Origin of the sequence: Paenibacillus sp. SSG-1 (assembly GCF_002224835.1) — a bacterium.
In the GTDB taxonomy this organism is placed as follows: Bacteria; Bacillota; Bacilli; order Paenibacillales; family Paenibacillaceae; genus Paenibacillus_AQ; species Paenibacillus_AQ favisporus.
Genome location: NZ_MBRK01000001.1, coordinates 7,363,975 through 7,381,207 on the forward strand (window position 1 = coordinate 7,363,975; position 17,233 = coordinate 7,381,207).

Annotated in this window: 20 protein-coding genes, 1 tRNA gene, 1 pseudogene and 2 riboswitches; of the genes and pseudogenes, 15 read left to right on the top strand and 7 right to left on the bottom strand. The window is 51.3% G+C overall.

Annotation, left to right across the window (positions count from 1 at the left end):
- Positions 1–182 precede the first annotated feature (182 nt).
- On the top strand, positions 183–539 hold the full coding sequence (locus tag BCV73_RS33770; RefSeq protein WP_076173486.1) for a helix-turn-helix domain-containing protein: 357 nt from the start codon (positions 183–185) through the stop codon (positions 537–539).
- Between the two features lie 89 nt (positions 540–628).
- Here BCV73_RS33770 and BCV73_RS33775 read toward each other — a convergent pair whose 3' ends face one another.
- Complete coding sequence (locus BCV73_RS33775) at positions 629–1,288, bottom strand: urease accessory UreF family protein (RefSeq protein ID WP_179232116.1); 660 nt, start codon at positions 1,286–1,288, stop codon at positions 629–631.
- Between the two features lie 253 nt (positions 1,289–1,541).
- Between BCV73_RS33775 and BCV73_RS33780 the strand changes: the two genes are divergently transcribed.
- Positions 1,542–1,624: transfer RNA gene (locus BCV73_RS33780), tRNA-Leu, on the top strand.
- 145 nt (positions 1,625–1,769) lie between these two features.
- On the opposite strand, the gene BCV73_RS33785 is transcribed toward BCV73_RS33780, so the two are convergent.
- Entirely contained in the window at positions 1,770–2,264 is a 495-nt protein-coding gene (locus BCV73_RS33785) for a glutathione peroxidase (RefSeq protein ID WP_089549985.1), read from the bottom strand.
- Positions 2,265–2,574: 310 nt separating this feature from the next.
- A riboswitch (cyclic di-AMP (ydaO/yuaA leader) is annotated at positions 2,575–2,785 on the top strand.
- Between the two features lie 122 nt (positions 2,786–2,907).
- Positions 2,908–3,080, top strand: a riboswitch (cyclic di-AMP (ydaO/yuaA leader).
- Positions 3,081–3,216: 136 nt separating this feature from the next.
- Here BCV73_RS33785 and BCV73_RS33790 point away from each other — a divergent pair.
- The 5 genes from BCV73_RS33790 to kdpC all read left to right on the top strand — a co-directional run bounded on the left by BCV73_RS33790 (position 3,217) and on the right by kdpC (position 8,297).
- Complete coding sequence (locus BCV73_RS33790; RefSeq protein ID WP_089549986.1) at positions 3,217–3,606, top strand: hypothetical protein; 390 nt, start codon at positions 3,217–3,219, stop codon at positions 3,604–3,606.
- A gap of 141 nt (positions 3,607–3,747) precedes the next feature.
- Positions 3,748–3,825 (top strand): K(+)-transporting ATPase subunit F, encoded by a 78-nt coding sequence (kdpF, locus tag BCV73_RS36235; protein WP_354502751.1) that lies wholly within the window; start codon positions 3,748–3,750, stop codon positions 3,823–3,825.
- Between the two features lie 70 nt (positions 3,826–3,895).
- A complete protein-coding gene (gene kdpA, locus BCV73_RS33800; protein WP_089549987.1) occupies positions 3,896–5,575 on the top strand; it encodes a potassium-transporting ATPase subunit KdpA in 1,680 nt (559 codons plus the stop codon).
- Between the two features lie 16 nt (positions 5,576–5,591).
- Entirely contained in the window at positions 5,592–7,622 is a 2,031-nt protein-coding gene (gene kdpB / locus BCV73_RS33805; protein WP_089549988.1) for a potassium-transporting ATPase subunit KdpB, read from the top strand.
- 57 nt (positions 7,623–7,679) lie between these two features.
- Positions 7,680–8,297 carry a potassium-transporting ATPase subunit KdpC gene (gene kdpC, locus BCV73_RS33810; protein WP_089549989.1) on the top strand — a complete coding sequence of 206 codons (618 nt, stop codon included), beginning with the start codon at positions 7,680–7,682 and terminating at the stop codon, positions 8,295–8,297.
- 66 nt (positions 8,298–8,363) lie between these two features.
- Here kdpC and BCV73_RS33815 read toward each other — a convergent pair whose 3' ends face one another.
- Positions 8,364–9,713: an Nramp family divalent metal transporter gene (locus BCV73_RS33815; RefSeq protein WP_089549990.1), complete on the bottom strand. Its 1,350-nt coding sequence runs from the start codon at positions 9,711–9,713 to the stop codon at positions 8,364–8,366.
- 241 nt (positions 9,714–9,954) lie between these two features.
- Here BCV73_RS33815 and BCV73_RS33820 point away from each other — a divergent pair, with 241 nt between their 5' ends.
- Positions 9,955–10,374, top strand: coding sequence for an organic hydroperoxide resistance protein (locus tag BCV73_RS33820; RefSeq protein WP_089549991.1), 420 nt, complete (start codon positions 9,955–9,957; stop codon positions 10,372–10,374).
- 136 nt (positions 10,375–10,510) lie between these two features.
- Here the strand turns inward: BCV73_RS33820 and BCV73_RS36240 are convergent, their stop codons facing one another.
- A complete protein-coding gene (locus BCV73_RS36240; protein WP_433620816.1) occupies positions 10,511–10,765 on the bottom strand; it encodes a hypothetical protein in 255 nt (84 codons plus the stop codon).
- Between BCV73_RS36240 and BCV73_RS33825 the strand changes: the two genes are divergently transcribed.
- The 5 genes and pseudogenes from BCV73_RS33825 to BCV73_RS33845 form a co-directional block, all read left to right on the top strand.
- Positions 10,718–10,882, top strand: coding sequence for a zinc ribbon domain-containing protein (locus tag BCV73_RS33825; RefSeq protein WP_374954757.1), 165 nt, complete (start codon positions 10,718–10,720; stop codon positions 10,880–10,882). The genes BCV73_RS36240 and BCV73_RS33825 overlap by 48 nt on opposite strands.
- Before the next feature lie 180 nt (positions 10,883–11,062).
- A complete protein-coding gene (locus BCV73_RS33830; protein ID WP_089549992.1) occupies positions 11,063–11,341 on the top strand; it encodes a hypothetical protein in 279 nt (92 codons plus the stop codon).
- 125 nt (positions 11,342–11,466) lie between these two features.
- Entirely contained in the window at positions 11,467–11,889 is a 423-nt protein-coding gene (locus tag BCV73_RS33835; RefSeq protein WP_089549993.1) for a thiol-disulfide oxidoreductase DCC family protein, read from the top strand.
- A 177-nt stretch (positions 11,890–12,066) separates the two neighbouring features.
- Positions 12,067–13,230, top strand: coding sequence for a P-loop NTPase family protein (locus BCV73_RS33840; RefSeq protein ID WP_143811922.1), 1,164 nt, complete (start codon positions 12,067–12,069; stop codon positions 13,228–13,230).
- Positions 13,223–14,165 (top strand): annotated as a pseudogene (locus BCV73_RS33845) (TadA family conjugal transfer-associated ATPase); the annotation flags it as partial. The gene BCV73_RS33840 and the pseudogene BCV73_RS33845, both read left to right, overlap by 8 nt.
- Here BCV73_RS33845 and BCV73_RS33850 read toward each other — a convergent pair.
- From BCV73_RS33850 to BCV73_RS33860, 3 genes are all read right to left on the bottom strand, one after another.
- Positions 14,145–15,626 carry a recombinase family protein gene (locus BCV73_RS33850; RefSeq protein WP_009226486.1) on the bottom strand — a complete coding sequence of 494 codons (1,482 nt, stop codon included), beginning with the start codon at positions 15,624–15,626 and terminating at the stop codon, positions 14,145–14,147. The pseudogene BCV73_RS33845 and the gene BCV73_RS33850 sit on opposite strands and share 21 nt — an antisense overlap.
- 15 nt (positions 15,627–15,641) lie before the next feature.
- On the bottom strand, positions 15,642–16,121 hold the full coding sequence (locus tag BCV73_RS33855; RefSeq protein WP_009226487.1) for an ImmA/IrrE family metallo-endopeptidase: 480 nt from the start codon (positions 16,119–16,121) through the stop codon (positions 15,642–15,644).
- 113 nt (positions 16,122–16,234) lie between these two features.
- Positions 16,235–16,666, bottom strand: coding sequence for a helix-turn-helix domain-containing protein (locus BCV73_RS33860; RefSeq protein WP_009226488.1), 432 nt, complete (start codon positions 16,664–16,666; stop codon positions 16,235–16,237).
- A gap of 161 nt (positions 16,667–16,827) precedes the next feature.
- Here BCV73_RS33860 and BCV73_RS33865 point away from each other — a divergent pair, with 161 nt between their 5' ends.
- Both BCV73_RS33865 and BCV73_RS35300 read left to right on the top strand, forming a co-directional pair.
- Complete coding sequence (locus BCV73_RS33865) at positions 16,828–17,022, top strand: helix-turn-helix transcriptional regulator (RefSeq protein WP_009226489.1); 195 nt, start codon at positions 16,828–16,830, stop codon at positions 17,020–17,022.
- 66 nt (positions 17,023–17,088) lie between these two features.
- Positions 17,089–17,229, top strand: a complete 141-nt coding sequence (locus BCV73_RS35300) for a hypothetical protein (RefSeq protein ID WP_156124767.1) — start codon at positions 17,089–17,091, stop codon at positions 17,227–17,229.
- Positions 17,230–17,233: the final 4 nt, after the last annotated feature.

Sequence of the window (17,233 nt, forward strand, 5' to 3'; positions counted from 1 at the left end):
CAGATATGAAGTGAATGATTGCAGGGCGGTTGGATTAGAAAAGGGACTAATGATACAATAAGAGCCATAGGTATGGAAATTCCTAATATAAAGAATACTATACACGTTTTTGCGTCATATTGCAAGCATGAAATTACTTAAATGCGTCGTTTTTTTGCGACATGACTGGAAGGCGGTTTTTTATGCAATCCATTTACGGACGTATTGAGGCATTGATTAAGCAGAAGGGGATGACCAAAAAGTCGTTTTGCGAGCAGCTTAATATCAGCACGGGGAATTTCGGAGATTGGAAAAGGGGGAAGTCCACCCCGAGCACCAATAAATTGATCGAAATTTCGAGCTTTTTCGGCGTCAGCCTTGACTGGCTGATTCTGGGCAAGGAACCGGGGCCGTATATGGTGAAAGAGCAGCAGGATCCTTATTTGTGGGAAAACGGAAGGCAGTTAAACGAAATGCCGCTATCCGATCACGAGAAGGAGTTTATCAAGGAGTACATCAAGTTTGTGGAATACCGGAAGAACCAGTCCCGCGATCAGTAAGATGAAGATCAATTACATACATGGGAACAGAAAAGGCACTTCGCTGCAGCAGGGCAGAGCGGAGTGCCTTTGTGGTGTTGTTAAAGAGATCACGAGGCGATATGGGAGTCGTTCTCCTGGATATTGAAAAGGTCTGTGGGCAGGGAGTCTTTCTCCGCTGTCCATGCGCGCTCCATTTCAGCCGTCCATTTGCCGGCCAACGCTTTGGCGTCGTGAGGCGGGATGCTCAGCGAGCGGGCGGCGAGCTGGATGCATGTGCAGACCGCAGATTGCATATAGCCATAAACGGTGTGGTCGCGGCTGGATCCGAGCTGATAGTTGACATAGGCATGCGCCGTGGCCAGGCAGACGGGAGACAGCTCCTTCTGCGCGAGTTCGTCAAGAACCTTCAGATTGAGCCAGGGGTACAGGGCCTGGGCCAGTTTCAAAAGTCTTCTGCCCCGTTGGCGCACCGCTTCATCATTTTCATGTGCAGCGATTCCTCCGAGGATGTACCGGTCAATTCGGGCGATCTGACGGATATCCCGTTGGTCGGCAGCTGCGTAAATCGCCTGAATGGCCGCGCCGTCTTGGCGGACCAAGCGACTCATCATCGGATGAAGGATGAACCCTTCCAGCTCTTCCTGGCTCTGGATGCGCCCTTCTGCAATTCGGGTTTGGAGGTCAAACACATGGCTGAAGCCTCCGACCGACAAGTCGTTATCCAGCGTTTGCACGTAATCGAGCAGTTTGGTGCTTTTGTCGTTCAACGCGGTCACCTCCATATTATTGTGGTAATAAATATTACATGAATTACGAAGTAAAATCATCGATCACTATTATTTGTAAGTTAATATTACATAAATATTGTGATTTGTCAATGTTAGGGCGACTTAATCACTGTTTTTGTTGTTTTATGTGTTATATAATATTACATGGATGGTGTTTTAATGTATTTCCCTTTACAATTCGGATGATTTTGTGTATAATAAAAAAGTTCGCTAAATGAACTTTGGATATTATGCGGTAGTGGTGGAATGGCAGACACGCTATCTTGAGGGGGTAGTGGGCGTACGCCCGTGGAGGTTCGAGTCCTCTCTACCGCATCTATGAACACAGAAAGAAGCTTCCTTGGAGAAATCCAGGGGAGCTTCTTTTTTTTGCTTATTGCATTTTCGTATATTTCGGGGTCCCGCAAAGCTAGTGAATTCGGATCGCAGCAAGTAGCGTTATTTTGTAGGGCTGATTTGCCTATTCGCTTTTTCCGGATGCAAGCAGCTTGCGGATGTCGTTTTCGATTTTGTCCGGTGTCGTTTTGGGCGCGTAACGCTTGATGACCCTTCCTTTGGAATCGACCAGGAACTTGGTAAAGTTCCACTTGACCGCTTTCGATCCGAGCACGCCCGGCGCTTCCCTGGTCAGGTATTGGAACAGTGGGTGGGCGTTGCTGCCCTTGACGTCGATCTTCTCAAACATCGGGAACGTGACCCCGTAATTCATCTGGCAGAATTCGCCGATCTCCTCGCTGGTACCCGGCTCCTGATTGGCAAACTGGTTGCTCGGAAAGCCGAGAATTTGAAAATGATGGTCACGGAACTCGTCGTACAGCTCCTGCAGCCCGCGAAACTGCGGCGTAAATCCGCATTTGCTGGCCGTGTTCACGATCAGCAGCACGTCACCCTCATATTCCTTTAACGATACCTCTTTGCCGCGCAGCGTGTTCACTTGAAAATCATAGACGCTCACTGCCATCCTCCTCCTTTTGTGCTTCAATGAATGATCATCCAGCCGAAACATTTACCAATCACACAATTTAATTTTAAACGATTGAACTGGAAAGTCAATGCGGGTATTCCTGCGAGCCAGTGTCCCCGATTGTCCTGGTTTCCATAAATGCGCCAAATCGGGAGCATGAAAGAGGTAGAAGTCAAAAAGCCAAAATGTAAGCGCTAATAAGAGCCTGAATGTTCCAAAATTCGCGGTTCATGATTTTTAGACTGCCTTTACAGCTTGGAAGGAGCGGGTGTATGATTCAGAGCGTATTCAATACAGTTTCCATTACTAATCGCTGAGTTTCCGCAAAAAAGCGCGGAAATCGGGGGAACCAAACGCGTGCCATGGAGCAGCGAACCGGTGTGAGAGTCGGGGGTCTGCTGCCAGCCGCAGGGGTGAATCCCGGCTACGGATGCCATGGATCCGGCCGGGTAGAGCGACTCTCACCGCTCGAATCCGTCAGCTAACCTCGTAAGCGTCGTTTGAGAGAGGAATGATGAAACTTGCGACCCGAATAAACTTTCGGATCACAGGGGGATCAGCTGGCCTCTGTGTTTTTTTTACCCTTTTTTAGCTTACTGGAACAAAAGAGAGCATTCATCACAATCACATACACTTATCAATAACGCTTAATTTCGGCCGGAAACGGCCGGGAGCGGGGGAACCACAGCGGCCGCCTGGAATGGAAGCCGCCGGGGTGAATCTTTCCGGTACGGTAAGTACCGGAAGGTAGGGCGACTCTCACGCCCGAATCCGACAGCTAACCTCGTCAGCGTAACGGGAGAGGCAGCACTTGTCGTGCGCATTTTGAATAAAGGACGATCCTTCATAGTTCGTCTAAATTCAAGAAGCCGCGGGAAAGGTCCTTCTTTCCCTGCGGCTTCTTTTGCGTATTCGCGGCTGCCGCATAGGAGGAGCCTTTGAAATGGACAACGTCGTCATCGTGACCGCGCCGAACGAGGCGGGACGCAATTTTATCAAGCTGCTGATGTATTGGAAGAGGCCCTTTGCCGTTCTGACCAACAGTGCCCGGGAGGAACGCCTCTTGAGAAAAATGGGGGTGCAGCGGATCATCCGGTTGAATACGAATCACGCGGAGGATTGGGTGGTGCCCGAAATAGAGGTCGGCAAAATCTTTCTGTTTGAAAGCAGCCTCAACCTGACCTGCCGCTATTTGCAAATCTGCCGTCCCTGGACGTCGGAACCGGTATATGTCATTACGCAGAGGGGCAACTCACCCGGCATTTACCGGGGGCTTGGTGCCGATCACATCATTTATACCTTAAACGGCGAAGTCGGATTTTTACTGAAATAAAGATGATTCTAACCATGCAAAGGAGAGACCGGAAACGATGATGGATGTATATATGATACTTGCGCTCGCTGCAACTTTTGGCGTGTTCTTGTTATTTCTTCATTGGTGCGGCCGAGTGGTGGAAGAAGGGGGCAAAGACCAATGATTGTCGTTGGGGCATTCGCCGTGCTTGTCTTTATCTATTTGGTTTACGCCTTGATCCATCCGGAAAAATTTTGACGGGGAATTTTAAATCTGTAAGCCTCAAGGGGCCAAAGCAGAACATGCTCGTAAGAGGGGGAAGCCAGCCTTGGATATTTTGCAAATTTGTATCGTCATTTTCGTGCTCCTGCTGCTCGTGAAGCCGGTAGGCACTTACGTATATCATATGTTCTCCAATGAACCGAACCGGACGGACCGGATTTTCGGCGGCGTGGAAAGAGTTCTATACCGGATCATCGGGCTGAAGCAGCGGGGCAGCATGAATTGGAAAAAGTACGCGCTCAGCATGATCGCAACCAATATCTTTCTGGTAGCGATCAGCTATATATTGCTGCGAACGATGGGCGCCCTTCCGGGCAACCCGAACGGCATCGGCAATATGGAGGCGAGCCTGTCCTTCAACACGGTCATCAGCTTTATGACGAACACGAACCTCCAGCATTACAGCGGAGAGAGCGGCATGTCTTATTTTGGCCAAATGATCGTCATCACGATGATGATGTTTACCTCGGCAGCCTCGGGCCTGGCTATCGCGATTGCTTTTATGCGCGGCATCACCCGCAGGGGTGAAGGGCTCGGGAACTTCTTCGAGGATTTTATCAAGGCGCATGTCCGTCTGTTCGTGCCGCTTGCCCTCATCGTAACCCTGGTGCTGGTCGGGCTCAAAGTGCCGCAGACGCTGGAGCCGATGCGGGCCGTGCAAACGCTGGGAGGCGGCGTGCAGCAGATTCCGCTGGGTCCTGTGGCCTCACTGGAATCGATCAAGCACCTCGGAACGAACGGGGGAGGTTTCTTCGGTGTCAACTCGGCCCATCCGTTCGAGAACCCAAGCCCGCTGACCAACGTAATCGAAATTCTCAGCATGTGGACGATTTCGGCGTCACTGCCTTACACGTTCGGACGGTTCGCCCGGAACAAGAAGCAGGGCTGGATGATTTTCAGCGTCATGATGACGCTGTTCGTAGCGTTCCTGTGCCTGACGTATTTCTCGGAAAAAGCCGGCAACCCGCTGATCAACCAATTGGGAATCAACAGCACGGCCGGCAGCATGGAAGGCAAGGAGGTGCGCTTTGGCATCGCGCAGTCCGCGTTGTTCACAACCGTCACCACCGCCGCCACGACGGGGTCGGTCAACAACATGCATGATACGCTGACGCCGCTGGGAGGGCTTGCGCCCTTGGCCGAAATGATGCTGAACGTCGTGTTCGGCGGCAAGGGGGTCGGTTTCGTCAATATGATCATGTATGCAATCCTCGGCGTATTTATCTGCGGCCTGATGGTTGGCCGGACGCCGGAATTTCTGGGCCGGAAGATCGAAGCCCGGGAGATGAAGCTGATCGCGGTGGCGATTCTGATGCATCCCTTCATTATTCTTGCGCCGACGGCGATTTCGTTTATGACGCACCTGGGAACCGACGCCTTCTCCAATCCTTCGTATCACAGCTTGAGCCAGTCGCTCTATGAGTTCACCTCCTCGGCGGCGAATAACGGCTCCGGGTTCGAGGGATTGGCAGACAATACCGTATTCTGGAACGTCAGCACCGGTCTGGTGATGCTCCTCGGCCGATATATTTCGATTATTGCGCTGCTCGCCGTTGCAGGTTCGCTGGCGGTGAAGCAGAAGGTCGCCGAGACTCAGGGCACCTTCCGGACCGACAACAAGCTGTTCGCCGGCATTTTGACCGGAACCGTGCTGCTGATCGGAGCGCTGACGTTCCTTCCGGTCCTCGTTTTGGGGCCGGTCGCCGAATTTTTAACACTTAACTAAAGAGGTGGAGCAAGTCATGAGCGGACAACGCAAAAGTATGCTGTCTGGCGGTATTGCCAAACAGGCGCTGAAAGACAGCTTTATGAAACTGAACCCGGCCGTAATGATGAAAAATCCGGTTATGTTCGTTGTGGAGGTCGGCACCTTCGTGGTGCTGCTGATGGTTCTTTTTCCCTCTTATTTTCACACCGAGGGACGGATAGGGTTTAATCTGACCGTGTTTCTGATATTGCTCTTCACCGTCCTGTTCGCGAATTTCGCGGAGGCGCTGGCGGAAGGCCGGGGCAAGGCCCAGGCCGATACGCTCAAGAAGAGCAAAAAAGACACGACGGCGAACAAAATCGTGGGCGGCGAGATCAAGGTCGTCAGTTCGGCCGAGCTGCGCAAAGGCGATGTCGTCATCGTCTCCCAGGGAGAGATGATCCCGGGTGACGGGGAAGTCATCGAAGGCCTTGCATCGGTGGACGAATCGGCGATTACCGGCGAATCGGCACCGGTGATCAAAGAAGCCGGCGGCGATTTCAGCTCGGTCACCGGGGGAACCCGCGTCGTCAGCGACCAGATCAAGGTGATGATCAAAAGCGATCCGGGCGAATCGTTCCTGGACCGGATGATATCCCTGGTCGAAGGGGCGGCGCGCCAGAAAACACCTAACGAAATTGCTCTTAACACGCTGCTTACAACACTAACGTTGATATTTCTGATTGTGGTCGTCACGTTAGCGCCAATTGCCAAGCATTTCGGCATTTCGCTGGATATCCCGGTGCTGATCTCCCTGCTCGTGTGCCTCATTCCGACGACGATCGGCGGGCTGCTGTCCGCCATCGGCATCGCGGGCATGGACCGGGTTACGCAGTTCAACGTGCTGGCCATGTCGGGGAAAGCCGTCGAGGCATCCGGCGACATCAACACGATCATTTTGGATAAAACGGGTACGATTACCTTCGGTAACCGGATGGCGAGCCAGTTCATTCCGGTGGGGGACGCGGATTATGCGGAAACCGCCTATTGGGCGGCCGTCAGCTCGGTTAAAGACGAGACGCCGGAAGGCCGCTCCGTGCTGGAACTGGTGAAGAAGCAGTCGATAGAGGTTCATCCGGAGGCGGCCGCCGCTGGAGAGTTTATCGAATTCAAGGCGGAGACGCGGATGAGCGGCATCGACCTGGTGGATGGGCGGCATGTCCGTAAAGGGGCGGTGGACGCGGTGAAGCGATGGGTGCAGGCCCAAGGCGGAAGTATTCCGGCGGATCTGGATATGGAATCCGATAAAATCGCGTCGGAAGGCGGTACGCCGCTGGCTGTCGCTGTGGACAGCCGTATTTACGGGTTGATTCACCTAAAGGATACGGTCAAACCCGGCATGAAGGAACGCTTTGACCAGCTCCGGCAGATGGGGATCAAGACGATCATGTGTACCGGCGACAACCCGCTGACTGCGGCTACGATCGCCCGGGAGGCGGGCGTCGATGACTTTATCGCCGAGAGCAAGCCGGAGGACAAAATCGCGGTCATCCGCCGCGAGCAGGCCGAAGGGAAGCTGGTCGCCATGACCGGCGACGGCACGAACGACGCGCCGGCGCTGGCTCAGGCCGACGTCGGGCTCGCGATGAACAGCGGCACGGCGGCCGCGAAGGAAGCGGCCAACATGGTCGACCTCGATTCCGATCCGACGAAGATCATCGAGGTCGTGGCCATCGGCAAGCAGCTGCTGATGACCCGCGGCGCGCTTACCACGTTCAGCATCGCGAATGACGTGGCCAAATATTTTGCCATCATTCCCGCCATGTTCATGGCCGCCATCCCGGAAATGAACGTGCTCAACGTCATGAAGCTCGGCTCGCCGCTTTCGGCGATCTTAAGCGCCCTGATTTTCAATGCGGTCATTATCCCGCTGCTCATCCCGCTGGCGATGAAAGGGGTGGCCTACAAGCCGATAAGCTCGTCGCGCCTGCTCAGCCGCAACCTGCTGATCTTTGGTCTTGGCGGCGTGATTGCGCCTTTTATCGGCATCAAGCTGATTGATCTGGTGGTTCATTTGTGGATTTAAATAGAACGAACTAAAGAAATGGATAAGCGATAGATTATGAAAAAGGGATGATACGATATGAAAACGACGGTGACGACGGCGGTCGGCGAAGAAAAGTGGAACGGTTCCTTGTGGGGTGTCGCACTGCGCACGAGTCTGGTGCTGATCGTCCTATGCGGGATTGCGTATCCGCTGGTGAGCACCGGACTGGCCCAGCTGATTTTCCCAAGCCAGGCGAGCGGCAGCATGCTAAAGGACAGCACGGGAAAGGTCGTGGGTTCCGAGCTGATTGGCCAATCCTTTACGGACCCTTCCTTCTTCCAGGGGCGGGTTTCCAGCATTGATTACAAGGCAGAGGGTTCGGGATCGAACAACTATGCCCCGTCCAATCCCGAGCTGCTGAAGCGGGTTCAAGCCTCGATCGCGGATTGGCAAAAGAACAACCCTGATGTGCCGGTCAGCGAGCTTCCGGTGGACCTGATCACCAACTCGGGCTCCGGGCTGGATCCCCATATTACACCCAAATCAGCGAAAGCCCAGGTACCGCGGATCAGCAAGCTGCGCGGCGTTTCGGCCGATGAGCTGGACCGTCTCGTTGAGCAGAACACAGAGGGCCGGGACCTCGGCGTATTCGGCGAGAAGCGGGTCAATGTGCTGAAGCTGAACCTGGCCCTGAGCGAGCTCGGCAAGTCCTGATATTTTAAAAAAGCCCCGTATCCATGGAATCCATGAGATACGGGGCTTTTATTTTGTCCGTTATTATTAACCGAAAATGGTCTGAACCAGAAGGTACACGTTCAGGACAATGATAAATGCCGCCACGACCCAGGCCAATATTTTGACCCAAACCGGATTGACGAATTTGCCCATAAGCTTCTTGTCGCTAGTAAACTTGACCAGCGGAACCACCGCAAACGGCAGCTGGAGGGACAGGATGACCTGGCTCAGAATAAGCAGATCCTCGGTGCCGCTCTCGCCGTAGATGGCCGTCACGATGACCGCCGGGATGATGGCGATCATCCGGGTGATCAGCCGGCGCAGCCAGGACGGCAGCCGCAGGTTCAGGAAGCCCTCCATGACGATCTGTCCGGCGAGCGTGCCGGTCAGCGTCGAGTTCTGGCCCGATGCCAGCAGGGCGACGGCGAACAAAATGCTTCCGAGCGTCGTTCCGAGCAGCGGCGTCAGCAGATGGTACGCATCGCTGATGTCGGCGACCGTAGTCATCCCCGCCTTGTGGAATGTCGCCGCCGAGACGATCAGGATCGCCGCGTTGATGAACAGGGCAAGCGTCAGCGCGATCGTCGAATCCCACACGGAAAATTTGATGGCTTCCCGTTTGCCCTTGTCGGTGTTTTCGTACTGCCGGGTCTGCACGATCGATGAGTGAAGGTACAGGTTATGCGGCATAACGGTCGCGCCCAGGATGCCGATGGCGATATAGAGCTTCTGATGATCGGTCACCAGATCGGCCGTCGGGATGAACCCGGTGAAGATGCTGGCGGCATCCGGCTTGGAGAGCCACAGATCGATCCCGAAGCACAGTCCGATCGTCACGATCAGCACGATGACGAGCGTCTCGATCGCCCGAAAGCCCTTGTGCTGCAGCAGCAGCACGAGCAGGACGTCGAGGGCGGTGATCAGCACGCCGTACAGGATCGGGATCCCGAACAGCAGCTTCAGGGCGATCGCCGAACCGATGACCTCGGCCAGATCGCAGGCTGCGATGGCCAGTTCACACAGCACCCACAGACCGATGCTGACCGGCTTGCTGTAATGGCTGCGGCACGCCTGCGCCAGGTCGTGGCCTGTAACGATGCCGAGCTTGCTGCACAGCGACTGGAGCAGGACGGCCATCAGGTTCGACAGCAGGATCACGGCCAGCAGGGAATAGCCGAACCGGGATCCCCCGGCGATGTCCGTCGCCCAGTTTCCGGGATCCATATAGCCTACAGCAACCAGATATCCGGGGCCGACAAAGGCCAGAAATTTGCGAAAAGTCGAGGCGTTCACCGGGACTTTCATAGATTGGTTTACGTCAGACAGCGAAGTTCGTTCCTTCGGTTTCTCCCACGTATTGGACTTGGAAGGATGTATAATTTCGGTGTCTTTCATATGCATCACACCTTATTAAAATTATTGTAATGTAATAAATGTTCTACTATTCATTGTACTCATACAAATTTGTTTGTCTAGGGAAACTTTTGTGTGGTTGTACAATTATTTTTGGGACACACAAGAATGGGATGCACACCTCTTCTGAATAGCCATTACCCGAAGGATCCCGTTTCAATTTGGAAGGATCGCTTTAATTAATGAGGGTAGGGTCAAATTTCAGGAAAAGGAGTCGATGAAGATGAAAGCTCTATATACGGCAACGGCAACGGTCCATGGCGGCCGGGAGGGTTCGGTCGCATCCTCCGATGGTGTCCTGAAGCATGAACTCAGTATGCCCAAAGAATTAGGCGGAGCCGGCGGGAATGGAACCAACCCCGAGCAGCTGTTTGCAGCCGGGTACGGTGCCTGCTACGAAAGCGCACTGGCCAATGTGGCCCGCCAGGCCGGCGTGAAGCTGAATGATGTGGAAGTCACTTCCAACGTCATGATCGGCAAAGACGAGAGCGACGGCGGTTTCCGCCTTGCGGCCCGTCTCGATATCAAGCTGCCCGGAATCGAACGCGAACAAGCGGAAGAGCTTGCGAAAAAGGCGCATGAATTCTGCCCGTATTCCAAAGCCACGCGGGGGAATATCGATGTCGAGCTGAACGTTATTTAAATAACGTCAGGATGTATCCGAACGTCTATCGACGTACCTTCATAGAAAACTGGCCGCTTTTCGCGGAAGTTTTCCGTGCGATGATGGAATGGTTTTAGCTCCGCTGAATTTTATCATCGTAACAAAAGCCGGGGGCTCACCACGCGGTGGCGGCTGCTTCCGGCTTTTTGTCGTATCCTTTTTCGGCATAACCATATCCCTGGAACGATTTCCACCGCCCTGGCGTAAAATAGTTAGGCACCAAAGGAAAGGGGAGATCAGCTTGAGCATTAAGGACATCATTGAGGATCGTTTTGTATGCGTTAAGTGCAAGGGGCGGATCTGCGACATCCGTGAGGTTTCCATGACGGGAGCCGGCCTCAGCAAGATGTTTGATATCCAGCATATCCATTATTTATTTGTTTCCTGCAAGCATTGCGGGAATGTCGAGGTGCTTAATCCCGATATTTTGGAAGGGAAAAAGAAAGATCAGCTTGGCACGATTCTGGATATTTTCTTTGGGAGTTAGGCATCCTTTATATTGAAGGGAAGCAAAAGAGATCGGTACTGTAGAGACATATTGGGGCCAAATACATGAATTACATACCCTTCTTTGTTGACATGATATATAAAATTCATTTAATATGTCTAAGTACTTGTTACGTACTATTTGTCCGAGGCAAGAAAACTAAATAAACGGGTGATGCATATGTCTTACAGACCGATCATTACGAACGTCAGAGAAGCCAGCAGCAATGAAAAAAGCGGATTGTACGAATTCATTATCAACCTGGCTGACGGAACAGAGTGCCGTGCGTTCTATAACCGTTTTCCGGAATGGAAAATGACTAACATCAGCCGATTGCAGAAAACTCCTTGTCCTGTATGCCGCAAAGACTTTATTTGCAAGTGCATGGAGAGCTTTACAGGCGAGCTGGAACAGCAAATCGTTGAGAACCAATGGATTGATAAGGCGCTTGCCCATTAATATCATCCAGGAGATACAGGTGCGGGATTATGAATCCCGTGCTTTTTTCTATTTTCGGGGAGTAATAAGGTGGCTTGATTTACGAGGCAATAAGGAAGATACTGGAGGTAAGGGAGGGCTCGCCGATGACCATGCAGCAAGGAAGCACAGGTAAGCCAAATGCCATTGTTCTGATTGACGGCGTCTGTCATTTATGCCAGGGGCTGACCAAGTTCATTCTCCAACGGGATCCGGCAGGAATATTCCATTTTGCCTCACTCCAGTCCGAGATTGGAGAGAAGCTGCTCCGGGAGGGCGGCTTGCCAGTCGGAACCCTAAATACCGTCGTTCTGATTGAAAACGGACGCTATTATACGGAATCTGCTGCGGCTTTGCGGATTGTGCGGCGTTTAAAGCAGCCTTGGCCGCTTCTGTATGCTTTCATCGCTGTGCCTGCGCCGCTCCGGAACGTGATCTATCGCTGGGTCGCGCGCAACCGGTACCGCTGGTTTGGCAAGGAGGAAGCCTGCCTGCTGCCCACGCCAGAGATTAGGAACCGTTTTCTGTGAAAAATGAACCGTTACCGGATCGATTTTTTCATGTCAAAGTGTATTGTGTTTCCGGACCGGATGTGATAAATTCTAAATTAAGTAAATACTTACCAATAACGGAAGCACCGTTTAACACCCGCCAGGCGGGTTGTTGGACGGTGCTTTTTTGCTGTCTGAAACGAGGAGGGATCATTCGTGATGGTACCATACCGAATTACGCTCGCGGTCAAGGAGGCGCAGTATCTGGAGGGTATCCTGCACTATGTTCACAGCAGCGAGTTTGGGGACAAGCTGCACATATCCGGATTCACTAAATTGGACGCTTTTATGAAGTATATGGACGGCGAGGAGCTGCCCGACGCCGTCGTTGGGGAGGCCGCTTTCCTGGAGCCCTGGCTTGCCGGGAAGAACGGCGATATACCGAACTGGATTTTGCTCGGACATGGGGAGGCTGCCTCTATACAAGGACCGGTGCTCCCCAAATATCAGCCCCTTCCGGAGCTGATGGCTTCCATCCTCGGCTTATGCCGGAGGGAAGGTCAGCGCCGTACACTGCCGGTGGCGGACGGAGAGGCCGTGACGATCGGCTTCGTCTCCGTCGTGGGCGGGAGCGGGAAGACGACCGCTGCCGTTAATATGGCCAAACAGCTGGGGGCGGCCGGCCTGTCGGTATTTTATTTGAACCTCGAAACCGTGAACAGCAGCGGAATTTTTCCCAGACAGGGGGGCGGTGCGGAGAGTGCCGAGGGGCTGCCCGGGATGCTGTATGAGCTGAAAGCGGCCCAGGAGGAGAAGCATGTGCAGACGATGGTATCTCCGGACCCGTACACCGTCCATCATCCGGGAATTCGTGCGGATTGGTTCAAACCCGTCACCAATTTGAAAGAGCTGGTTCAATTGGGGAAAGCCGATACACGGAAGCTGCTGCAGAGCATCGCGGCAAGCGGCCGGTACGACGTGGTGATCGCCGACACAGATTCCGGGACGAACGAACGCCTGGCCGCCGTCCTGGAAGGATGCCGCCACCTGGTCTGGCTGATGCTGGACGATATCACCAATCTGTACAAAAACGGCCAGTGGTTTGCGTTTATGGAGCGGAGCCAGCCGGAGCTGTTCGCCGAGCTTGCGGGAAAGAGCCGGTACGTGGTCAACCGGTTCACCGGGCAGCTGGCCAATCCGCTGCCCGCGTGCATTCCGGAGGTGGACGGCGTTCTGCCGTATATCCCTTCCTGGAAGCAGAACAGCAACGAAGAGCTGCTGCTCAGCTCGCCGATCTACCAGCGGGATATCCTCAAGCTGTGCAAGTCCCTCTTGGGGGACTCATTCGTCAGTGGTTCAGGGGTGAGGGGATATGGATGAAGGGCTGTTCCGCGAGCTTCGTCAAGAAATCCGGTCCGGACTGGACGTGACTTCTGCGCTGGGCAACCGGGAGCTGATGCAGTATATCGAGCGGACGGTGTTCAGGAGACCTGAGCTTCGCGAGCTGACCGCGCAGGAGAAGCGCAGCCTGATCCGGCGGATCTTCGATTCGTTCCGCGGGCTCGACATTTTGCAGCCTTTAGTGGACAATCCTGCGATTACCGAAATTATGATCAACAGCCACGAGGATATTTTTATCGAGCAGGACGGCGTGGTGTCCCGGCTGCCGCTGAAGTTCGAATCGAGGTCGAGGCTTGAAGACATTATCCAGTCGATCGTTGCCGGCGTGAACCGCGTCGTCAACGAGTCTTCGCCGATCGTGGACGCCAGGCTGAAGGACGGCTCGCGGGTCAACATCGTCCTGCCGCCGGTTGCGCTGAAGGGGCCGACGATGACGATCCGGAAGTTCCCCGAATCGCCGATGACGATGCAGGACTTGATCGTCCGGAGAGCGCTGAGTCCGGAGGCGGCTGAGTTTCTGCAGCAGCTGGTGGTGGGGAAATACAACATCTTTATCAGCGGCGGGACGGGCTCAGGCAAAACGACGTTCCTCAATGCACTGTCACAATTCATCCCGCCGGACGAACGGGTGATCACGATTGAGGATTCGGCTGAGCTTCAGATTGTCACGGTCCCCAATCTGGTCGCTCTGGAGACCCGTAACGCCAACACGGAGGGGAGAGGGGAAATCGCCATCCGGGATCTGATCCGCTCCTCCCTTCGGATGCGTCCCAATCGGATCGTGGTCGGCGAGGTTCGGGGGAGCGAGGCGCTCGATATGCTGCAGGCGATGAACACCGGCCATGATGGAAGTCCATCGTGGGTATTGTGGTAGTGAATTAGACATGGAGTCGTTAGTTGAACGAGATCTCTTGGATGTAAGCATCAAAAAACTTGTTTTTCACACCTTTAATTTTTCGTAAGTCGGTGTTTACTACAATCTTATCAAAGACAGTATGAATAATTTCTTTTTTCTCTTGATCATCGAAATACGCCCAGCCTTCTGCTAGTCCAACCAGTTCCTCAATTCGAGGTATGCCAGAAAAAGCCTTTTGTTCTTGTGCAATCCGTTGGCGAATCTCCTTCTCACGCTTATCCTCTTCAGCCATTCTCTTACGGATTTCCTGCTTCCCAATCAAGCCTTCAACAAACATGTACTGCCACTTTTCCCTACGTTCAGCTACCTTTGAAAGCTCGCGTTTGGCGCTGTCGATTGCACTTTTCTTTTTTCCTTCATCAGCAAATATTTTCATAGCCTCTTCATTAAGTTTTTCCATATCTTCTTGAATTTGATTAATGTACTGGAACACCAAATGTTCGATGTGTGTCTGGCGAAAGATAGGGAGATCACACGTCTTACTGTGATGACGGTTAGAGCAAATATAGTATTGAGTACGGACAATCCCTTTGGTTGTTGTTCTTTTTGTTGTCAATCGTCCAAACATAGCTGCTCCACAACGACCACAACGTAAAACGCCACTAAACCAGTATTCACCAACTTTGCTGAATCCGCCTTGAGATTTCCGTTTCATGTATTTCTTGAGTTCTTCATACTCCTCTTGAGTAAAAATAGGTTCATGTGATCCTTTACCATATACGCACTTTACCCTCTCATCTCGTTTGCTGTTAACGTATGTACCAGCAGGGGTCTTTGAACCAATCCTAATGATACCTGCGTAATATGGGTTCTCTAATGTGTAGGCAACGGTAGCATCAGTCCACTCTCGCCCTCTTCGAAGCTTACCCGAGCGATTCATAATCATAGCCACAGATTTATAACCTTTACCACTCATATACAAATCTCTGACTTCACGAATCAGTGCAGCCTCTTCAGGAATGAGTTGCTCGTCCTGCGTGTATCCATAGGGCACTACGCCACCTGGACGTCGCCCCTCCGCAACCATTTGCTCGACTCCGAAGCGTACACGCTCTGAGATCGTCCCACGCTCCCACTCAGCCATTGCACCGACAAGGGTGATAAAGAACCTCCCCATTGCTGTCGTCGTCTCAAAAATCTCTGTAGCGCTCTTAAACTTCACGCCATAAAGATCAAATGTTTTAAGTAGGGAGTGTAGGTCGCCTACGGAACGAGTAAGGCGGTCGAGTTTGTAAACGAGAACAACATCAAACAGTTTCTTCTCCATATCTTCCAACATACGCTGCATATCTGGGCGTTTTAAGTCTTTTGCTGAATAGCCATCATCAACGTAAAAGTCGTGTATGACCCAATCCTGTGATTCTGCAAAGCTGATTAAACGACTACGTTGCCCCTCAATGCTAAAACCTTCTTCTGCTTGCATGTCTGTTGATACACGAATATAGATAGCAACACGCATTTATACATCGCTTCCTTAAGCATTAATGTTTTGTGCATTCCAGGCTTCCCATCTATTTTTGGCTAAGTCGAGTGGAACGACAAATTCTTCAGCAATCCAGCGAATACCTTCATCAAGGTAATTGATGTGTGCAATATCGTCATGATTGATCATGTGAAGGGGTACAAGCAGATACTCTGCGAAATGTGCTGCTTGTATTTCGTGGCGCTGGATATGTAAGTTCGATATTTCTAAGTGGGAGGCTACATGTAGAACATGATGACACAACTCATGGGCTACGGTCTGTCGCCATTCAGGCAGAGATAACTGATCGTTGATATATAAACCGCTCCATCCTATTTTTGTGGGATGGGCGATACAATGACTGCGGATTGAAGTTGGAAAGACTTCGGCTTTACAAGCATAAGCGATGGCTTCGATGTCGATTTCGTGTGGGTAGTGGATATTGAGATAATTCAAGAGTTTATTCACTTGCTGCTCTAAGTTTAAGTTCATGAAACATCGTCCTTTTTCTTGGTGATTATGGTGTTCTAAGCTTTGAAAACACGTTTAAACGGAACGTATGTTCTGTTTAAACTGTAAAAGAAAAGCCCTAAAGGGCTATAGAATTATTTATCTTTCAAATCCCAAGCGGATTCGTCAGTGTCTTTTTCTGTAGGAGGTACTTTCTTTTTCTTTTTGATTTCTTCATGCCAGTAGCGAATAATTTCTTCCTTTTCTTCGTTTGAAGCCTCTAAAAAACCATCGAAAAAAATTTGTTCAAGAAGTGGTGGCTTTGGAGAATTAGTGATTGAATTCTTCAAGACTTGTCCGGAAATAATGGGTGAATCAACAGAACGTACATCTGATTTTCCTACGAGATAATCGATAGACACATTAAAGACGTTTGATATTTTTATGAGGGTGTCCATGTCAGGAGTTCTATTTCCATTTTCATAACCTGAAATGGAAACTTTAGTTAGGTTCAGTTTTGCACCTAGCTCTTCTTGTGTCCACTTATGCTCTTTTCTAAGTTGCTTTAAACGATAGGGAAAAGACAATTTAATCACTCCAGAACAAGTTCAATTAACTTAATAATAAGTTAACGAGCGGCTAACTTCAATGTAGTTAACTAAATAGAAATTATTCATTGACAATTCACTAAACGCTAACATATACTGGGTATAGTTCACTAATGGTTTATTCAAGGAGGTGCTGCATAGTGCTCTTGACTTTAAAGCAAATAAGAAAAAATAATAATAAAACTTGTCAGGAAGTCGCTGATGCTGTAGGGATAAGTAAGGTTTACTACTGGCAAATCGAGAACGGTAAAAGGAAACTTTACTATGATCTTGCAGTAAAAATAGCAGCATTTTTTAATATGTATCCTGATGATATTTTTTTACCTCAAAAGTAAACTAAATGAAAACATAATTTCAAAAAAGTATTCTTTATAGAAACTTTGTTGGAGGCGATTATTAGAATGCAAATCTCAAAACCATATAACCCTGGTTTATCTGAAAAAGCTTGGAATAAGCTGCACAAAATGCTGGCAGCTTTAAATATCAAATACGCTGCTGAGATTCAAGCTAGCCGAAAAGCAAAGCAAGAAAAAGCTATGTAGTGAG